Origin of the sequence: Streptococcus sanguinis (genome assembly GCF_020729765.1) — a bacterium.
Taxonomy (GTDB): domain Bacteria; phylum Bacillota; class Bacilli; order Lactobacillales; family Streptococcaceae; genus Streptococcus; species Streptococcus sanguinis_Q.
Map to the genome: position 1 here is coordinate 1 of NZ_JAJEPD010000035.1, position 17,999 is coordinate 17,999.

At 42.8% G+C, this 17,999-nt stretch carries 20 protein-coding genes and 2 pseudogenes; 18 read left to right on the forward strand and 4 right to left on the reverse strand.

The genetic code is table 11. From position 1 onward, the window contains the following. From K4H96_RS04790 to K4H96_RS04805, 4 genes and pseudogenes are all read left to right on the forward strand, one after another. Positions 1 to 254, forward strand: a pseudogene (locus K4H96_RS04790) (hypothetical protein); the annotation flags it as partial. A 75-nt stretch (positions 255 to 329) separates the two neighbouring features. After that, positions 330 to 995 carry a hypothetical protein gene (locus K4H96_RS04795; RefSeq protein WP_227956385.1) on the forward strand — a complete coding sequence of 222 codons (666 nt, stop codon included), beginning with the start codon at positions 330 to 332 and terminating at the stop codon, positions 993 to 995. A 33-nt stretch (positions 996 to 1,028) separates the two neighbouring features. Beyond that, on the forward strand, positions 1,029 to 1,676 hold the full coding sequence (serB, locus tag K4H96_RS04800) for a phosphoserine phosphatase SerB (protein WP_061592785.1): 648 nt from the start codon (positions 1,029 to 1,031) through the stop codon (positions 1,674 to 1,676). Between the two features lie 9 nt (positions 1,677 to 1,685). Beyond that, positions 1,686 to 2,804: a glycerate kinase gene (locus tag K4H96_RS04805; protein WP_061592786.1), complete on the forward strand. Its 1,119-nt coding sequence runs from the start codon at positions 1,686 to 1,688 to the stop codon at positions 2,802 to 2,804. Here K4H96_RS04805 and K4H96_RS04810 read toward each other — a convergent pair. Next, a complete protein-coding gene (locus K4H96_RS04810) occupies positions 2,801 to 3,139 on the reverse strand; it encodes a nuclear transport factor 2 family protein (protein WP_061592787.1) in 339 nt (112 codons plus the stop codon). The genes K4H96_RS04805 and K4H96_RS04810 overlap by 4 nt on opposite strands. 1 nt (position 3,140) lies before the next feature. Then, positions 3,141 to 3,590: a DUF1694 domain-containing protein gene (locus tag K4H96_RS04815; protein ID WP_061592788.1), complete on the reverse strand. Its 450-nt coding sequence runs from the start codon at positions 3,588 to 3,590 to the stop codon at positions 3,141 to 3,143. Positions 3,591 to 3,798: 208 nt separating this feature from the next. Between K4H96_RS04815 and eno the strand changes: the two genes are divergently transcribed. Beyond that, the gene (eno, locus tag K4H96_RS04820; protein ID WP_002904241.1) at positions 3,799 to 5,103 is read left to right on the forward strand and encodes a surface-displayed alpha-enolase; all 1,305 of its coding nucleotides are present in this window, start codon (positions 3,799 to 3,801) and stop codon (positions 5,101 to 5,103) included. Between the two features lie 350 nt (positions 5,104 to 5,453). Continuing rightward, complete coding sequence (mgtE, locus tag K4H96_RS04825; protein ID WP_061592790.1) at positions 5,454 to 6,794, forward strand: magnesium transporter; 1,341 nt, start codon at positions 5,454 to 5,456, stop codon at positions 6,792 to 6,794. A gap of 47 nt (positions 6,795 to 6,841) precedes the next feature. Here mgtE and K4H96_RS04830 read toward each other — a convergent pair whose 3' ends face one another. Both K4H96_RS04830 and K4H96_RS04835 read right to left on the reverse strand, forming a co-directional pair. Further along, positions 6,842 to 7,033 (reverse strand): hypothetical protein, encoded by a 192-nt coding sequence (locus K4H96_RS04830; protein ID WP_061592791.1) that lies wholly within the window; start codon positions 7,031 to 7,033, stop codon positions 6,842 to 6,844. Between the two features lie 68 nt (positions 7,034 to 7,101). Beyond that, positions 7,102 to 8,112: a lactonase family protein gene (locus tag K4H96_RS04835; protein ID WP_061592792.1), complete on the reverse strand. Its 1,011-nt coding sequence runs from the start codon at positions 8,110 to 8,112 to the stop codon at positions 7,102 to 7,104. Between the two features lie 78 nt (positions 8,113 to 8,190). Between K4H96_RS04835 and K4H96_RS12325 the strand changes: the two are divergent. The 12 genes and pseudogenes from K4H96_RS12325 (at position 8,191) to K4H96_RS04890 (ending at position 17,842) form a co-directional block, all read left to right on the forward strand. Continuing rightward, positions 8,191 to 8,359, forward strand: a pseudogene (locus K4H96_RS12325) (preprotein translocase). Next, complete coding sequence (locus K4H96_RS04840) at positions 8,356 to 8,628, forward strand: YgdI/YgdR family lipoprotein (protein ID WP_002895853.1); 273 nt, start codon at positions 8,356 to 8,358, stop codon at positions 8,626 to 8,628. The pseudogene K4H96_RS12325 and the gene K4H96_RS04840 overlap by 4 nt, the downstream one beginning before the upstream one ends. A 28-nt stretch (positions 8,629 to 8,656) precedes the next feature. Then, on the forward strand, positions 8,657 to 9,922 hold the full coding sequence (locus K4H96_RS04845; RefSeq protein WP_223336710.1) for an efflux RND transporter periplasmic adaptor subunit: 1,266 nt from the start codon (positions 8,657 to 8,659) through the stop codon (positions 9,920 to 9,922). Next, positions 9,909 to 10,583, forward strand: coding sequence for an ABC transporter ATP-binding protein (locus K4H96_RS04850; protein WP_002895848.1), 675 nt, complete (start codon positions 9,909 to 9,911; stop codon positions 10,581 to 10,583). Before K4H96_RS04845 ends, K4H96_RS04850 begins: the two co-directional genes overlap by 14 nt. A gap of 75 nt (positions 10,584 to 10,658) precedes the next feature. Further along, the gene (locus tag K4H96_RS04855) at positions 10,659 to 11,813 is read left to right on the forward strand and encodes an ABC transporter permease (RefSeq protein WP_404969028.1); all 1,155 of its coding nucleotides are present in this window, start codon (positions 10,659 to 10,661) and stop codon (positions 11,811 to 11,813) included. Between the two features lie 21 nt (positions 11,814 to 11,834). Further along, positions 11,835 to 12,491: a response regulator transcription factor gene (locus K4H96_RS04860; RefSeq protein ID WP_002897805.1), complete on the forward strand. Its 657-nt coding sequence runs from the start codon at positions 11,835 to 11,837 to the stop codon at positions 12,489 to 12,491. After that, positions 12,488 to 13,861: a sensor histidine kinase gene (locus tag K4H96_RS04865; protein WP_223336712.1), complete on the forward strand. Its 1,374-nt coding sequence runs from the start codon at positions 12,488 to 12,490 to the stop codon at positions 13,859 to 13,861. The genes K4H96_RS04860 and K4H96_RS04865 overlap by 4 nt, the downstream gene beginning before the upstream one ends. Positions 13,862 to 14,031: 170 nt before the next feature. Beyond that, positions 14,032 to 15,210 (forward strand): AI-2E family transporter, encoded by a 1,179-nt coding sequence (locus K4H96_RS04870; protein ID WP_002910029.1) that lies wholly within the window; start codon positions 14,032 to 14,034, stop codon positions 15,208 to 15,210. Continuing rightward, positions 15,197 to 16,426 (forward strand): tetratricopeptide repeat protein, encoded by a 1,230-nt coding sequence (locus tag K4H96_RS04875; RefSeq protein ID WP_223336713.1) that lies wholly within the window; start codon positions 15,197 to 15,199, stop codon positions 16,424 to 16,426. Before K4H96_RS04870 ends, K4H96_RS04875 begins: the two co-directional genes overlap by 14 nt. Further along, complete coding sequence (locus tag K4H96_RS04880; RefSeq protein WP_223336714.1) at positions 16,413 to 16,598, forward strand: hypothetical protein; 186 nt, start codon at positions 16,413 to 16,415, stop codon at positions 16,596 to 16,598. Before K4H96_RS04875 ends, K4H96_RS04880 begins: the two co-directional genes overlap by 14 nt. After that, positions 16,567 to 17,286 carry an acetolactate decarboxylase gene (gene budA / locus K4H96_RS04885; RefSeq protein WP_125377488.1) on the forward strand — a complete coding sequence of 240 codons (720 nt, stop codon included), beginning with the start codon at positions 16,567 to 16,569 and terminating at the stop codon, positions 17,284 to 17,286. Before K4H96_RS04880 ends, budA begins: the two co-directional genes overlap by 32 nt. Positions 17,287 to 17,344: 58 nt before the next feature. Continuing rightward, entirely contained in the window at positions 17,345 to 17,842 is a 498-nt protein-coding gene (locus K4H96_RS04890; protein ID WP_125401514.1) for a flavodoxin family protein, read from the forward strand. The last annotated feature ends 157 nt before the right edge of the window (positions 17,843 to 17,999 follow it).

The window sequence follows — 17,999 nt, forward strand, 5'->3', positions numbered from 1 at the left end:
ATTTTGAATCCTTAGATGTGAAAGAGACTTTTAAGAGTGCAGAAACAGAGCTTCATGATATTATCTACAAACCAGAAGAACAATCAGAGTTATATAAAAAAATGGTGGAAAAGTATAACCTGCCATCAGACACGAAACTTTCAGTTAGTATTGGGTATGCGTATTATGATAGATATGATGTCCTACTAAGTTTAGAATCTAAAGAAAAAGTGATACAAATCAGTACTGCAATTTATTTAGCGAAAGGAAAATAGTCAGCTTCCCATTTATTTTTATGGTAGAGTAGAAATGAAATAAAGCAAACTTTTAGATGTTAGAGTAAAGTATACATGAGAAAAATAAAAATTATTTTATGGGTCATAACTTCATTGATAGGTCTTATAACTGCAGCATCATTAAATGGCTGGCGTTTAGATGATTATACTWTTCCAAAAAACAGAACAAGAGAACAGTATGATTTTGAAGGCACTTTTGTGCCAATGTTTAAGTTTTTAGAGCAAGAGAAAAAGGATTTTACTGGATTAAAGGGTTACATAAGTCRTGTTTATATAGAGCATGGAGACGAAGTCAAAAAATATTCAGTGGATTTAGATATTACTCAAGCTGATATTAAGGGTGATTACACAATAACAATCGGTGATAAAGAAGAGACTGTTCCYGTTACTTATTCTAACGGCAAACTAAMTTACAGCTCAGAGATAAGTCCTTTATTTGATGAAGAGATTCTTAACTTAGTTGTTCAAAGAAATYATTTTGAATCCTTAGATGTGAAAGAGACTTTTAAGAGTGCAGAAACAGAGCTTCRTGATATTATCTACCAGCCAGAAAATCACTCTGAGCTCTTTAAACATCTCAAAAACAAGTATGATATGCGAGAGGGTACTACCTGTCGAATAAGAATAAAACACTCTAGTGGAACAATCTATGGGATTTCAATCCAAATGAAATCGAAGGATAAGGTTGTTCAAATAGATTTAATGATATTTAAACAATAAGATGGCTAATCAATAATTGGGAAGGAGTAAGAGATGAAAACAGTCAAAGGCTTGTTAGTCATGGATGTAGACAGCACCTTAATCATGGAAGAGGGGATTGACCTGCTAGGAGAGGAGGCGGGTGTAGGAGCTCAGGTTGCGACTATTACAGAGCGCGCCATGCGAGGAGAGTTGGACTTTGAAGCTGCTTTACGTGAGCGGGTCGCCCTTTTAAAAGGTCTGCCAGAGGATATTTTTACTCAAATTGCTGAAAGGATTCACTTCACTCCGGGAGCCGAGGAACTGGTCGATGAGCTGCATAAACGTGGCTATAAAGTAGGCTTGGTGTCAGGTGGTTTTCATGAGACGGTGGACAGACTGGCTGAGCAGCTTGGAATTGACTACGTCAAGGCAAATCGTTTGGAAATTCAACATGGCTTTTTGACAGGCCGAGTCTTAGGAGAGATTGTCACTAAGGATACCAAGCTCGCCATGCTAAAAGCATGGGCGGCTGAAAATAAGTTGGAATTAAATCAAACGATTGCTATGGGGGACGGCGCCAATGATCTGCCTATGATTCAGGCAGCAGGAATAGGAATTGCCTTTATAGCCAAGCCAATTGTGCGAGAGCAGGCTCCTTATCAGATTCAAGAATGTAATCTCTATCGGGTCATTGATCTTTTAGACAATAGAAAAGTATAGGAGAGAGGTATGCATATTCTAATTGCACCGGATTCTTTCAAGGAAAGTTTGTCAGCGGCTCAGGTTGCTCAAGCTCTTCAGACAGGATTTTCTCAGGCCTTGCCAGATGCCAGCTTTGACTTGCTGCCGGTTGGTGACGGTGGCGAGGGGACAATGGCTGCGCTGACAGTAGCCTTGGGCTGGGCTGAATTTTACCACACTGTGACCGGACCCTTTGGCCAGCCAGTAAAAATGCCCTACGCCAGAAATGGTCAGCAAGCGCTTTTTGAAATGGCTGATTTGGTCGGGCTCGCCTCTATTCCGGAGGAAAAACGAAATCCCTTGGCCATAGAGACCAAAGGATTGGGGGAATTAATTTTTCATCTGGCTGAAGACGGTGTCAGAAAGATTTTAGTTGGCGTTGGAGGTTCGGCCAGTAACGACGGTGGGATTGGATTGGCAGCGGGCCTAGGCTATGAATTTTTCGATGCGGATAACCATAGATTGCGCCCCATTGGCTCGTCTTTAGAAAAGGTTGCCCGGATATCTGCTGAGCAGGTTCCTGCTTACTTGCAAGAAGTTGAGATTGAGATTTTGACGGATGTAGACAATCCTCTATGCGGAGTGCGCGGTGCGACAACTGTTTTCGGAGGACAGAAAGGTCTAGCTCCCTTATTATTCTCTCAAGTGGATAAAGCCATGGCTGATTTCTATCAGTTGGTCAATCCTCAGGTGATTGATATGGATGGAGCTGGGGCCGGAGGCGGAATGGCTGCAGGACTGGTTGCTTTTGCCGGAGGAAAAATTGTTTCGGGTATTGAAACCTGTCTAGACTTACTGGATTTTGATGAAAGAGTCAAAAAAGCGGACTTGGTCGTCGTGGGCGAAGGACGGATGGACCGTCAGTCTCTGGCGGGCAAGGCACCGGTCGGGGTCGCCAGACGAACACCAGAAGGCATTCCTGTACTGGCGATTTGTGGTAGCCTGGCTGATGATTTACCGGATTTCCCAGTTGAGAATATCCAGGCAGATTTTCCGATCATTGCGCGAGCAGATAGTTTGGATAGGATTCTAGAGCAGGCGGAGCAAAATTTGATTCGCACGGCCAGAAATATTGGCAATGTACTAAAAATGAAAAAAAGCGGTTAGTCCGCTTTTTTTAGTAGGTATTCAATTTCTTTGACTATCATGCCCTTTTCAAAGAAGAAGATGTCACAAGACAGGTCACCAAAGTCATTTTCTAAAAGAGTCACAATCCGATTCTGGTCAGGACTAAGCTGATAATAAGTACAACGAAACTGAACGGGGTTGTTATGGTAGACTTTTTGAATATTAGTCAAGTAGTCTGCTTTACCTTTGATGATTTCGATTGTGTCATCCTGTAATTCCCAGCTAACGTGATCAGAAAGAAAGGTCTGATAGGTTTGCCAATCGCGCTGATTTTCTGCTTCAAAGAAGGCAAAAAGTTTTTCTAAATTTGTCATCTTATCCGAACCATTTTTTCCAGAGGGAACGCTTTTCTTTTGCTGGTTTTTCTGCTGGCTGAAGGAGACTAGCAAACTGTTGGCTCATATCCTTGTCATCTACTTGGACAAGATGGTCGCTATGGACAATCAGGCCAAAAGGAGAAGCCTGGTAATCACTTGAGACGATAGTGGCTTCGCAGCCTAGTTCCTTGGAGGTTTTTAGATAAAAGATTTGATTGCCAGACTCGACTTCTGGGGAAATTTTGACAATTACCGGTTGGCATTTTTTCATGATGCTATTGAGTATTTCCTTGAAATGCGTACGTATAAGAGAGCCGTTGGCTTGTTCAATAGTGCAGGAAGCCAGTACTCGCTCCTCAAAAGTCCCTAAAAATCTACGCTGTTCATCAGGATTGAGCTTGACTCCGCCCTGAGCTTTTTCCATGATTACTTTATTAATATCAGTCATAATAAAATTGTACCATAAAAGGAGAAATTCTAAAAGGTCGAATCTTCTTTCTGATTTGCTGGAAAAGCATTTATATTGTAAATTTGGAATCGTTTTCTTGTGCAATATTTCTCAAATTTGCTTAGATTCTCTATTTTTCCTTGAAAAAAAAGCGTTTTTGAGGTATCATAGACTAGTAAATAATTTTAAATAATAAGGAGAGTAAGAAATGTCAATTATTACTGATGTTTACGCTCGCGAAGTCCTAGACTCACGCGGTAACCCAACACTTGAAGTAGAAGTTTATACTGAATCAGGTGCTTTCGGACGTGGTATGGTTCCTTCAGGAGCTTCTACAGGTGAGCACGAAGCGGTTGAACTTCGTGATGGCGACAAATCTCGTTACGGTGGTCTTGGTACACAAAAAGCAGTTGATAATGTAAACAACGTTATCGCTGAAGCTATTATCGGTTACGATGTTCGTGACCAACAAGCTATCGACCGTGCAATGATCGCCTTGGACGGTACTCCTAACAAAGGTAAATTGGGTGCAAACGCAATCCTTGGTGTGTCTATCGCTGTAGCTCGTGCTGCTGCTGACTACCTTGAAATCCCTCTTTACAGCTACCTTGGCGGATTCAACACTAAAGTTCTTCCGACTCCAATGATGAACATCATCAACGGTGGATCTCACTCAGATGCTCCAATCGCATTCCAAGAGTTCATGATCTTGCCAGTTGGTGCTCCAACATTCAAAGAAGCTCTTCGTTACGGTGCTGAAATCTTCCACGCTCTTAAGAAAATCCTTAAATCTCGTGGTTTGGAAACTGCCGTTGGTGACGAAGGTGGATTCGCTCCTCGTTTTGAAGGAACTGAAGATGGTGTAGAAACTATCATCGCTGCTATCGAAGCTGCTGGTTATGTTCCAGGTAAAGATGTATTTATCGGATTTGACTGTGCATCATCAGAATTCTACGATAAAGAACGTAAAGTATACGACTACACTAAATTTGAAGGTGAAGGCGCTGCTGTTCGTACATCTGCAGAGCAAATCGACTACCTTGAAGAGTTGGTTAACAAATACCCAATCATCACTATCGAAGATGGTATGGATGAAAATGACTGGGAAGGTTGGAAAGCTCTTACTGAACGTCTTGGTAAGAAAGTACAACTTGTTGGTGACGACTTCTTCGTAACAAACACTGACTACCTTGCACGTGGTATCAAAGAAGGTGCTGCTAACTCAATCCTTATCAAAGTTAACCAAATCGGTACTCTTACTGAAACTTTTGAAGCTATTGAAATGGCTAAAGAAGCTGGTTACACTGCAGTTGTATCACACCGTTCAGGTGAAACTGAAGATTCAACAATCGCTGACATCGCAGTTGCAACTAACGCAGGTCAAATCAAGACTGGTTCACTTTCACGTACAGACCGTATTGCTAAATACAACCAATTGCTTCGTATCGAAGATCAACTTGGTGAAGTTGCTCAATACAAAGGTCTTCAAGCTTTCTATAACTTGAAAAAATAATCTAACAACCTATAAGAGGAGCTAGGACTTAGTCCTAGCTTTTTTGATGTGTAAAGATATAACAATGGATATTTTTGATTTAGGATCAACCCTAATTGATAAGAGGGAGATTTATCATCTTTTCCTAGAAAATTGCCTAGAAGTACTGTGTAGGGCTGGTCATGCTCTTTCCCTTGAAAAATTGGGGGACAAGATGATAGCTTTTGSTAAGGAAAATATAATCAAGTAATCCCTGCGTTTCCTTGTGACTACATGCTTGAAAAAGTGAGTGATTTATTGAAGATTTTATAGCTTTCTTGTATCAAAATCAGTCTTTTATGGTATACTAGCAAAGTGGAAGGAGGAGTACAATGGAAGAATTATTAAATCAGGTCTTACTATCACAGGATAGTGAAGTTTTCAATCAGATATTTGACGATTACTATCCCATTGATATTGCTCTTTCTTTGGAGGCCTTGGAGGATGAGGAAGGGAATCTTCTCAAAACCTTTACAGAAATGGCTAGTGATGATCAATTGGTAGAGATTTTAAAAGAAGCCGAGCCGGAGTTGCAACGACAGATTATCCAATCGATTTCTTTCAAACGTACCAGCACTCTTTTTCATCTTATGCCAGATGATGATGTAGTAGATATTTTGGGTTACTTGAGTGTGGACTTGCGTAAGCAATACTTAAGTATGATGAAAAATGCCAGTCAAGAGAATTTGAAAGCTATGTTGGCTTACGATCCTCAGACAGCTGGTGGTCTGATGACGACAGAATTCATCACCTTAAATGAAAATCTGACCGTCTCAGCAACTCTCAATAAATTGAGGGAGATTTCGCCCAATACGGAAGTTATTGATACCTTATTTATTAGAAATGTGCATCATTCGCTAGTTGGCTGGATTGATATTCGTGATTTGTTTATTCATGATGCGGAGATGAAACTCAGTGAATTTATGAATACTCAGATAGTGAGTGTAACGCCAGAGGTTGACCAAGAGGAAGTGGCACAGCTTTCTGCCAAATATAATTTATCTGTTGTACCGGTCGTCAATCATCGGCAGGTATTGCTAGGAATCATCACAATTGATGATATCGTCGATGTTTTGCAAGAAGAGTATCAAGAAGATATCTTGCGGATGGGGGGTGTCCAAGAAAGTGAAGAAATTGGAGGACCTTTCAAAGAATCACTCAAGAAACGCTTACCTTGGTTGATGATTAACCTAGTGACAGCCTTTCTAGCTTCTGCGACAGTGGCACTTTTTGATGATACGATTTCAAAAGTTGTAGCATTAGCAGCGATTAGTCCTATTATCACAGGAATGGGCGGAAATTCTGCCTCTCAGACACTTGCTTTGGTTATCCAGGGAATTGCTTTGGGGAAACTGGATCTGAAAGAAGATCGGAATTTAGTATTCAAAGAAATCGTGCTAGCTTTGGTTAATGGCTTCTTTACTGGTTTGATTGCAGCGATTGTCATGTTTGTCTTCTATCAAAATTTCTATCTGTCTGTTATTGTGGTATTGGCTATGATGATTAATTTAGCATGTGGTGCTCTATTTGGTTACTTTGTACCACTGATTATCAAGACACTGCAGCAGGATCCGGCTCTCGCCTCGACCATTTTCATTACCACGGCAACAGATGTGTTAGGTTATCTAGCTTTTCTAGGCTTAGCACAAATTTTCTTACCATTAATTGTATAAAAAATGATACACAAAAAACGCTTGAAAAATCAAGCGTTTTTGTTTTCTTAGTTGTCGAACAAACCTTTAAATTTATCAATAGCGTCACTAGCCATTTCATTTCCAGCTACTAATTTTTTAGCTTGATCTAGGTATTCACCGAGTTTGTCTTTGTTTTCTTCGATAAACTTTTTAGCACCATCAAAGTCTTTCTTTTCAATCATTTCTTTTGCTTGATTAAATAAATCTACTGGATTCATGGTTGTTGCTCCTTGATAATTTTTTATATTATTTAATCAAATTTCTAATAGAAAGACAAGAATTCTGCTTATTTAAAGGTCACACAAACAGCTTCGGGAACGTAGAAATCGTGGGAGATTTCTGTTAATTTTCCACTCTCTGCATCGCGTTTGAAGATGGTTGCATTATCAGAGTCTTGATGGACGGCGATGATATGGTATTGATCTGGTGTGATGTTGAAATCCCGCGGATTTTGACCATTGGTAGGTACAATCTGGATTAACTCCAAGCTGCCGTCAGCTAAGATTTTGTAAACGGCAAGAGAGTCATGACCGCGGTTGGAACCGTAGAGAAACTTGCCATCAGCAGACAGACGGATAGCGGCTGTTCCATTGGCGCCTTCAAAATCCTCTGGCAAGGTGGAGACAGTTTGCAGGTGTTCAAAATGGCCGACTCCATCGTAAATCAGGACTTCAATAGTAGAATTAAGTTCACAGATCAAATAGGCGATTTTATAATGATGGTGGAAAACGATATGGCGGGCACCAGCTCCAGCAGCACATTTGTAGGTATCCAGAGGGGTAATCTTTCCATCTTCAGCAACATCATAAGTGGTTACTTCATCAGTTCCCAAGTCGCAGGTGATCAGGTATTGATCTGGTGTAAGGTCTGCGTAGTGGACATGGGCTGAAGCTTGGTTGGCATGTGATCCTTGACCTTGGTGAGTAGCTGAGTCAGCTAGTTCAAGTCTGCCATCAGTCAGGCGTTTGTAGACCAAGACTTGCCCCTTATGATAATTGGCACCGTAAACCAAGTCACGCTCTTCGTCGACTGCGACATAGCAAAGCGGAGCTCCCTCTTCAACAACATGGTTGAGGAGCTGACCTGCCTGGTCAAGGGCTGCAATCCCCCCCTGTCCGTCCTTTGCTCCGACAGAATAGAGATGCCCAGCCTTATCAAAGGCTAGATAGGTTGGACTAGGCTCTTCAGCAACCAAGGTCAAGTTTTCTAAAGTTCCTTTGTTAGAATTAAAATCTGCCTTGTAAATTCCCTTGGAATCTCTGCGAGTATAGGTTCCAAAGTAAACCGTTTGTGTCATGACATTACCTCTTATATATTTAGATTACTTGCTACTATTATATCATAAAAGCAGAAGATAGGGCTTAGAGCAGAGGATTTGCCTGATTTTCAACAGAAAAGTATTGTTTTTGAAAAAATAGATAAAAAACAGATAGTGGGTAGGAAGGGGATAGATGGCTTTGTTAGAATAGAATTGTTCAAAAAAACAATTACTGTCAGGAAACAACAAACTTCCTGCTTGCTAAAACAAAGGAGAAATCAAATGAACGTTAAAAAAATTGCTATGCTAGTTGCTCTTATCGGAATGTCAGGATTCTTTTTAGCCGCATGCGGAAATAAAGAAGCAGATAACTCAGAAATTAAGGACGGGAAACAAGTGGACTTCCAGAAGGATGCTGTTGACAAGAAGACCAAGACAGTCGATGGCAAAGAAGTGACTGAATACACAATGCCTGATGGAAATGTTATTCAAATCCCAGCAGATGGCGAGGAAATTCCAGAAGATGGATCAGGATCTAGCTCAGAAGCAGAATAAAGGTTAAAACATGTAGGTTGGAGGCAATATGTTTCGAAGAAAAAAAATGAATCGTAAGACCATTCTATTGGGCAGCACGGTCATTCTTGCTTGTGCTGGGCTGGGAGGCTATCTGTATTTTAGACAGATCAATCAACAACAGGCCATGAAAATGGTTGATAAGACGATTGATTCGCTGACAGTCCAAGAAGCTGTCAATAACAGTAAAAAAACAAGCCTGGTTTTATCTGGGGAAGTAGTTGCCAACAATAGCAGTAAGGTCAAGATTGACCCGTCTAAAGGGGAAGTCAAGGAAGTATTTGTCAAAAATGGTGATACCGTTACACAAGGACAGCCGCTCTTTTCCTATGCGACAGAGCAGCAATTGACAGCCCAGTCGGCTCAATATGATGCCCAGTCCAAGGCAAATGGCATTACAGCCGCTCAAAACAGCGCTGCGATTAAATGGGAAACCTATAATCGCAAGTTGGCCAGCTTAAACTCACTCAAGGACAAATACAATTCCAGTCAGGATGAGTCATTGCTGGAGCAGATAAAGTCAGCTGAAGACGAGCTGGCTCAGGCGTTGAGCGATGCTAAGACTGCGGATAGTGAAGTGACGACAGCTCAGATTGAGGCTGAAAAGGCCCAAGTGACAGCCCAGACAGAATCAGACCGGATGAAGTATGATACTGTGACTGCCGATACAGCAGGAACAATTACCTCTATGAATGAAGATTTGCCCAATCAGTCCAAGGCCAAAAAGGAAGAAGAAAACTTTATTGAGATTATGGACAAGTCCAAAACTCTGGTCAAAGGTACTGTCAGTGAATTTGACCGTGAAAAGCTGAGTGTCGGCCAGAAAGTGGAAGTGGTGGATCGCAAGGATCCTAAGAAACGCTGGAGTGGTACGGTAACTCAGGTCGGCAGTCTGACAGCAGAAAATACTTCCAATAATAATGGTGGGAATAAGCAACAGGAAAATCCCAACCAAGGTAAGTATCCTTATACAGTTGAGCTGGATCAGGGTGGCGAAATGCCACTGGTGGGCTCCCATTCCTATGTCAACATCGTGGAGAATGCTCCTGAGGCAGGAAAGGTAGTCGTCAATAAGGCATATACTTTCAGTAAAAATGGCAAGACCTATGTCTGGAAGGTAGAGGGCAAGACTCTGAAATTGCAGGAAGTCAAGACCAAGAAAGTTTCTGACCGTTTAGTAGAGATTACAGAAGGTCTGACTATGCAGGATACCATTTCAACACCGAGAGCAGGTATGGAAGAAGGGATGGAGGTAGGACAGCATGTTAAAGCTTAAGGATATCCATAAATCTTATCAGCAGGGCAGTCAGGAATTTCCAATTTTAAAAGGGATTGATCTGCATGTGAAAGAGGGGGATTTTCTAGCTATCATGGGACCGTCTGGATCTGGTAAGTCCACTCTGATGAACATTATCGGCTGTCTGGATAAGGCAAGTTCAGGAACTTATCATATTGAAGGAACCGATGTGTCTGAACTGTCCGACAATCAGCTGTCCGATTTGCGTAATCAGAAGATTGGCTTTGTTTTTCAAAATTTTAACCTCATGCCCAAGCTGACGGCCTGTCAAAATGTGGAACTGCCTCTAACTTACATGAAAATTCCTAAAAAGGAGAGACGGGAGCGGGCACTGGAAATGTTGCGATTGGTCGGGCTGGAAGAAAGAAGTGATTTTAAGCCTATGGAGCTGTCCGGTGGTCAGAAGCAGCGGGTAGCCATTGCACGAGCCTTGGTAACTAATCCCAGCTTCATCCTTGGTGACGAACCAACGGGGGCCCTGGATACCAAGACCAGTGTGCAGATTATGGACCTTTTCAAGCAATTTAATGATGAGGGCAAAACCATTGTTATCATTACCCATGAGCCGGAAGTAGCCCAACTCTGCAAGCAGACGGTTATCCTGCGGGACGGTAATATAGAGAGCAAAGCGATAGGATAGAAAGGAAGCTGTATGGAAGATATTTTTGTAGCTCTGAATTCAATCTTGTCGCATAAAATGCGCTCTATGCTGACCATGTTGGGGATTATCATCGGGATAGGCGCTATCATCGCTATCTTTTCTATCATTGAGGGAAATACGGAGAATACCAAGCGTCAGCTCATCGGCGGGAATAATAACACAATCAAGGTCGTCTATGACAAGAAAAGCGCCATCGATCCGACCATCCCAGAGAAATCTCAAGCTCAGAAGCCTTCTTATATTCCCTTTATGGGAGAGGATGTATTAAGCAAGATTAAGGAAATCTCCGGGGTCAAGAATGCTCTGCTGACCTACGGTACAGATGAGAAGATTTACTACCTGAGCCAAAAGTCATCTGGGAAGATTCAGGCTGTTTCGCAGACAGCCGCTGACATCAAGCAGCAACGTCTGCTGGATGGTGAAGGATTTGACTCAGAAGCCTTTAAAAATCAAGAGCAGGTGACCTATCTGGAAAAGTCACTTTATGACAGTCTTTTTCCAAAGGGGGATGGTATCGGCAAGTATGTGGAAGTCTTGGGCAATCCCTTTAAGGTTATTGGTGTATTTGAGTCCACAGAGCAGAGTGGTTTAACAGCTGGTGCAGAAAAGGTGGCCTATATTCCCCTGCAGCAGTGGCATCGGATTTTTGATACCATTAATGTCAGTCCAGAAGTGACTGTCCAAACCCACAAGGCTGATGATTTGAAGAAGGTGGCCAAGAAGGTCAGTGATTATCTCAATCAGCAAATGCCACCGTCAGACTATATGTTTGGTGTGCTCAACCTGCAGGAATTTGAACGGCAGCTGGACAATCTCAACAAGTCTAACTTCGTCTTGCTAGCAGGTATTGCCAGTATCTCCCTCCTAGTCGGAGGTATCGGTGTTATGAATATCATGCTGGTTTCAGTGACAGAGCGGACTCGTGAAATCGGGATTAAAAAGGCTCTGGGAGCTCGGCGGAAGATCATTCTCAAGCAGTTCCTTATTGAGGCAGTTATCCTGACTCTGATGGGAGGAATTATTGGCGTGGTGGCTGGTATCGCCTCAGGCTTTGCCATCACCCAGTCTCTAGCCTATCCGTATATTTTATCCCTCTTTTCTGTCTTTGTAAGTTTGCTCTTTTGTTGTATAATAGGAGTAGTATTTGGGCTCCTGCCAGCTGTGAAAGCATCCAAGCTGGATCCGATCGAAGCCCTGCGATTTGAATAGGTAAAGGAGAAAAATCTAAGTATGCACAAGATTCTAGTGGTGGAAGATGATACGACGATTAATCAAGTGATTTGCGAGTTTTTAAAGGAAAGTCAGTATGAGGTGAGGCCAGTATTTGATGGTGGCGATGCTTTGCAGGCTTTTGAAGAAGAGCCCTTTGATCTGGTCATCTTAGATATGATGTTGCCGACCAAGAGCGGTCTGGAAGTACTGAAGGAAATCCGCAAGACTTCTCAGATTCCGGTCATGATTTTGACAGCACTTGATGACGAGTATACCCAGCTGGTCAGCTTTAACCATCTCATCAGTGATTATGTAACCAAGCCTTTTTCACCGCTAATCTTGGTCAAACGGATTGAGAATATTCTGCGCAGAAATACGGTTGCTTCAGAGATTGCTGTTGGCGACCTGACGGTTTCTATTGATGACTGCACGGTTTACTGGCAGGGTGAGAAGATGCCTCTGACCAAGAAAGAATATGAAATCTTGCAGACTCTGGCTAAGAGGAAGGGGCATTTGGTGACCCGAGATCAGCTGATGAATACCATTTGGGGCTACAGCGAGCTGGATAGTCGGGTACTGGATAATCATATCAAGAATATCCGCAAAAAGATTCCTGGTGTGCCGCTGAAAACCATTACAGGTATGGGCTACCAGCTTGGAGGAGAAGACAAGTGAAAATTGTCAAAAAGAACTTTCTCTTGACCTCGTCCATCATTTTCGTGGTAGTGACTATCGTTCTAGCCAGTCTTTACTTTGCCATGCCGGTGTATTATCAGCAGGTTAAGAGTGGAGAAGCTAAGAGAGAATTTGACCAAGTTTCCAAGCAAGTCAAAGGAAAGTCCAGTCAGCAAATCGGCGAGCTCTTGAGCGATTATAGTAAAAAGAGCAATCTGATTTGGTTTACCTTGCTGGCCAAAGACAATACGATTCTCTATCCTTCACTCGAAGCTGGCGATGAAAGCTCTTTGCAGTTGGCCATCGTTCCAACGATTGCCAACAGCGACTATGAGAGCAAGAGTTTATCAGAAAGCTTTCGAACTTCAGATGGTAAAGAAGTTGTCCTGAGAGGGGAATATTCCTTACAGCCGGTTTCTGATGCAAGTCGGATTTTGCTCAATCTCTATCCATTTGTCTTGATCGTATCTCTGAGTTTGGGTGGTCTGGCTGCCTATCTCTACAGCCGGACTTCCAGTCAGCGAATCAAAGCTATCTCTAAGAGCACCCGTCAAATGACGAGTCTGGCTCCAGATGTGACCTGTCAGGTCAAGGGGCGTGATGAGATTGCCGAACTGGCTCAAGACATCAATCATCTCTATGCTAATCTACTGACCAGTATCGAGGCTCTGCGCCTGGAAAATGAAAAGGTAGCAGAAAGCGAGCGGGAAAAGGCTGAGTTTCTGCGGATGACATCGCATGAGCTCAAGACACCCATTACCAGCATGATGGGGATGGTTGATGGCATGATCTATGGAGTAGGAGAGTTCAAGGATCGAGACAAGTACTTGCAGAAGTGCCGAGAAATTCTAGAGGAGCAGTCGGAGTTAGTCCAATCTATCTTAGCCATTTCTAAACTGGAGATGAAGACTGAAACAGAACAGGAAGTCTTTTCACTCAAGCAGGTCTTGGAGGAGAATCTGAGCACCTATAGAGTTTTAGCAGATGTCAGACACTACCATTTTCAAGTTGAGCTGGCAGAAGCGAAGGTCAAGGGGAACCGCACCTATCTGCTTAAGGCTATCAAGAATCTTCTGGACAATGCCTTTCATTATACAGTAGAAGGCGGACAGATTCTACTCAGGCTGGAAGAGCGTAAGCTAGTCATCGAAAATGAGGCAGAACGAGTCTTAAACAAAGATCAAATTCAGCAGATTTTTCAGCCTTTCTATCGGCCAGACTACAGTCGCAATCGCAAGGATGGCGGGACTGGCCTGGGACTCTTTATCGTTCAGCAGATTTTGGACAAGCATGGTCTTCGTTACCAGTTTGAAGCCGTTGATGGTCGGAAAATGCGCTTTAGCATTTATCTGCCAACTGTCGAGAAATAACCTTGCATTCTAGCTGGCCTTGCAGGAACCGAAGAGGGAAGTCAGAAGCTGTATTTTGCGAAAAATACAAGTTTTCTGGCTCCTCTCTTTTTTTGCTTTTCCCTATAGCTGAGCAGAGAATTTTTCTCCGAAAAATGTTACAATGAAATGACAAGTCAAAGGAGGAGAATATGGAGCACAAAGAAAAAGATTTTAGTCTATCTTGGTTTTTTAAATGGTTTTTAGATAACAAGGCCATTACAGTATTTTTAGTAACCCTTTTGATGGGACTGAATATTTTTATACTTAGTAAAATCAGTTTTATTTTTAGCCCAGTCATCGAATTTTTGGGAGTAATCATGTTGCCGGTTATTTTAGCTGGCCTGCTTTATTATCTGTTAAATCCCATCGTCGACTGGATGGAAAAGCATAAGATTAATCGACTGGTTGCTATTACCATTGTCTTTGTCTTAATTGCTTTTTTGATTATCTGGGGCTTGGCTGTTGCTATTCCTAGTTTGCAGCATCAGGTCATGGCCTTTGTCAGAAATGTTCCGGCTTATCTGAAGCAGGCTGACAAGTTCATCGACGATGTTGTGACTAAGTATATTTCGGCAGATTTTAAGCCGCAGATTGAAGAATACACTAGCAATCTATCTAGCCAGATTACCGATTGGGCCAGCAATTTTTCATCTAGAGCAGTTAATTGGGCGGGGAACTTAATCAGTACAACTTCGCAGATTATCGTGGCTATTATCATCATGCCCTTTATCCTTTTTTATCTGCTGAGAGACGGGAAAAATCTGAAAGGCTATGTGACCCAGTTTCTGCCAACTAAATTCCGCGCTTCCTTTGGTCAAGTGATGACGGATATCAACAGCCAGCTGGCCAACTATGTGCGCGGTCAGGTGACGGTTGCTATCATTGTAGCTCTGATGTTTATCGTTTTCTTCAAGATTATTGGTCTGCGCTATGGTGTCACTCTTGGAGTAATTGCGGGAGTTCTCAATCTGGTACCTTATCTGGGCAGCTTTTTGGCTATGCTTCCAGCTCTGGCCATCGGTTTGATTGCTGGCGGTCCAGTGATGCTGGCTAAGGTCATTGTTGTTTTCATCGTTGAGCAGACAATCGAGGGGCGTTTTGTTTCTCCCCTGGTCTTGGGCAGTCAGCTCAGCATTCATCCAATTACGATTTTATTCGTATTGTTGACTTCTGGCACCATGTTTGGGATTTGGGGCGTTTTCCTGGGAATTCCCGCCTATGCTTCGGCTAAGGTAGCTATTGCGGCCATCTTTAAGTGGTATCAGAAAGTAAGTGGCCTCTACGAAGCCGATTTTGAACAAGAAGGAGAAATCAGTGAGCAAGAGTGAGCAAATGTTGGCAGCTTTACAGGAGCAGGACCTAGCTCTGGCTGATCGCTATTTCGAGCAAGCCCTGATTACAGACAGCGAAGAAGAATTATTGGATTTGGCCGATTACTTAGAGAGTATCGGCTTTTTCCCTCAGGCCAAGCGTATTTTTGAAAAGTTGGCTCCTGACTATCCGGCTTCTTATATCAGCTTGGCAGCTATTGCCAGTGATGATGGAGAGTTGGAGCAGGCATTTGCCTATCTGGAGGAGATTCAGCCAGACAGTGACTGGTATGTTGCTGCTCTCTTGGCTAAGGCTGATCTCTATCAGCTAGAGGGGCTTCCTGATGTAGCTCGTGAGAAACTGGCTCAGGCAGCAGAGCTGACTGATGAGCCTTTGGTAATCTTTGGTCTGGCTGAGATAGATTTGGAGCTGGGGGATTTTTCACAGGCGATTAAGGAATACGCCCAGCTGGACAATCGTACAATCTTTGAGCAGACAGGCGTCTCAACTTATCAGCGGATTGGGGTCTGTTATGCCAGCCTTGGAAAATTTGTAGCGGCCATTGAGTTTTTGGAGAAAGCGGTTGAGCTGGAATACGATGATGCTGCGGTTTATGAGCTAGCAACTATATTAGCGGACCAGGAAGAATACCAGAAGGCCAATCTTTATTTCAAGCAACTGGATACTCTGTCACCGGATTTTGAAGGCTACGAATATGGCTATGCCCTGTCTCTTCATGCGGAGCATCGGACGGCTGAAGCCTTGACTCTTGCCCAGCAGGGCTTGGCTAAGAATCCTTTTGAGACTCGACTCTTGCTTTTAGCCTCACAGCTTTCTTATGAACTTCATGATGAGAAAGCTGCTGAAAATTATCTTTTGCAGGCTCAGGAAGATGCGGATGATTTGGAAGAGATTGCCTTGCGACTGACTACTCTTTACTTGGAGCAGGAACGCTATGAGGATATTTTAGAATTTGCTGAGCAAGAAGTCGATAACGCCTTGACCCGCTGGAATCTGGCGCGTGCTTATCAGGCTTTGGAAAATCTGGAAAAAGCAGAAGAACTCTATGATCAACTGGCTCGCGAATTGCAAGACAATCCAGAGTTTCTGGAGCAGTATGTCTATCTTTTACGAGAACTAGGCCGATTTGAAGAAGCTAAAAGGGCTGCTGCTTCTTACCTGAGATTGATACCTGATGATGGGAGTATGCAGGAGCTTTATGAAAGCTTATAAAAGCACTCGATCAGCCATTTCCCGAGATTTATGGTATAATGATTGGCGTAGAAATTCAGTAAGCCAATGTAATAAAGATGAAAAAAGGTTAGCTGGATGGGCAATAATATTTTTAGGAAGAGAAAGATTAAGGAAAAAGAATGGCAGAACCAATCAAATTATTTCAATATAATACTTTGGGAGCCTTGATGGCTGGTCTTTACGACGGCAGTATGACTGTTGGGGAGTTGCTGCAGTATGGAGATTTGGGCTTGGGGACATTGGACTCTATTGATGGTGAGCTCATTGTTCTTAATGGTAAGGCTTATCAGGCAAAGGGCTCTGGAGAAGTGCCAGAAGTGGTTGAGGTGTCACCAGATATGACAGTACCTTACGCGGCCGTTGTTCCTCATCAGGCGGAGGTCATTTTCCGTCAGCGCTTTGAGATGGATGACAAGGAGTTGGAGAAGCGGATTGAGTCTTACTATGATGGGGAAAATCTTTTCCGCTCTATCAAGATTCACGGCGATTTCGCCCGCATGCATGTTCGGATGATTCCCAAGTCTACGACAGAGCGGAAGTTTGCAGAAGTAGCGGTCAATCAGCCTGAGTATCGTAAGGAAAATGTCACAGGCACCATCGTTGGTATCTGGACGCCTGAGATTTTCCACGGGGTTAGTCTAGCAGGCTATCATCTGCATTTTGTATCGGATGATCTGACTTTTGGCGGACACGTCATGGACTTTGTCATCAAGGAAGGTGTCGTCGAGTTGGGTGCTGTAGACCAGCTGGATCAGCGTTTCCCAGTACAAGATCGCAAGTATCTCTTTGCTAAGTTTAATATGGAAGAAATGAAAGAAGATATGGAAAAGTCAGAATAAATAGCAGGGTCTAGCATTGTTTGCTGCCCTCTTTAAAGAATAGAGGAGAAGAGAAGCTATGATTTATTTGGTAAACGCCAGCCCGAATAGGAATGGTAATAGTTTTAAGTTGGGGCATTTTTTTCTGCGGGATAGAGATTATGAGGCCCTTCAATTAGTGGACTACCACATTGAGCAATATGGCCAGTCAGCAGAAAACGACCAGTTCTTTCAAGTCTATGAGCAGCTGAGTCAGGCTGATGTACTGGTCTTTACCAGTCCTATTTATTGGTGGTCTTTTTCAGGCTTGCTAAAAACTCTGTTGGACCGAGTAGCTGATGTGCATGAGCCGCAGGAAGCACTCAAGGGCAAAAAGGTGTTTTTCCTCCTGCAAGGTTCTCAGCCTAGCAAAGAAATTGAAATGCTGGACTACGTGATGAGTCGCTTTTGCCAGAACTGCGGACTCGAATATGAGGGGCTGGCAGTGACCAATCATGAACTAAAAGAAATCGAAGGCTGGGAATTAGTAGCCCTACAGGAAAAATTAGATAAGGTTTTATCAGAAAGTCAAAAGTGAGAAGATTCGTTTGCGGATCTTCTTTTTTTACTATAAAAATGGAGTCTTTTTTTTATGTGTCTATTTTTGGACACTATGCCCCTCAACTACAGTCATATCCATGGCTAACTAAATATAAATGTTGTATAATACCAATTGCTATTAAATATTAATATAG